Origin of the sequence: Bremerella sp. JC817 (assembly GCF_040718835.1) — a bacterium.
Taxonomy (GTDB): domain Bacteria; phylum Planctomycetota; class Planctomycetia; order Pirellulales; family Pirellulaceae; genus Bremerella.
The window spans coordinates 1-646 of record NZ_JBFEFG010000016.1 but is presented as its reverse complement, the minus strand read 5'-3'; the positions used below and the strand labels follow the sequence as shown (position 1 = coordinate 646).

Below are 646 nucleotides of genomic sequence, written 5' to 3'. Positions count from 1 at the left end.
AAAACATAAGCCAGTTGCCCGATCGTAAATCGAGTTGTTCCCTACATTTCGGTAATCAACCGAACAGGTTATCTGCTTTATAGCGATCAGCGGGATTGGTCGGTGTTTGCCCGAGGGGAACGTACCAACCGAGAAAAGGGTCGTCCCTTCGTGGTGCCCTCGGTGCTGGCCTTTTTTGTAGCTGCGGTCGTGGAAGTCTTCTTCTTCGTGGTCATGGATCATCTCCAAATGCTGATTGGTTGGCCGTTAACAAGACCTGCAAAGAGGTCGTCTACGAAAAGCAGGAACAAACCTGCTACAAGACTGTTTATGCGCCCTCGTAGGTGTGTTAAAACAAGCGTTCCCTATCGGATTAACCTCGAAGCTTGCTTCGCTCTTCATCGAGAACTTCCAGAAGTACAGCTCTGGCGTCAGCGAAGAAGTGCGCGGTGTAGCAGATTTCCTTGGTCTTGGTTTCCCAGACAGGCTTGCACACGGTGTAGCAAATGTCCTTGGTGCGGGTAGAGATCCTCACCAGTCCACTGCGCCAATCGCGCCACCTGAGATGGCCAATCGCTTGAGCCTTGTTGGTGTGCGTCGCCGATCCGGCACCGATTATTAAGGGGAACGAAATCGAGTTCAGTGCGGGTCTGGAAGTGCTTAGCAC

General features: G+C 52.0%; 1 protein-coding gene. It reads right to left on the bottom strand.

The annotated features are described in order from the left end of the window. Positions 1-352 precede the first annotated feature (352 nt). On the bottom strand, positions 353-646 hold a 294-nt coding region (locus AB1L30_RS00070), incomplete at its 5' end, for a hypothetical protein (RefSeq protein WP_367011325.1).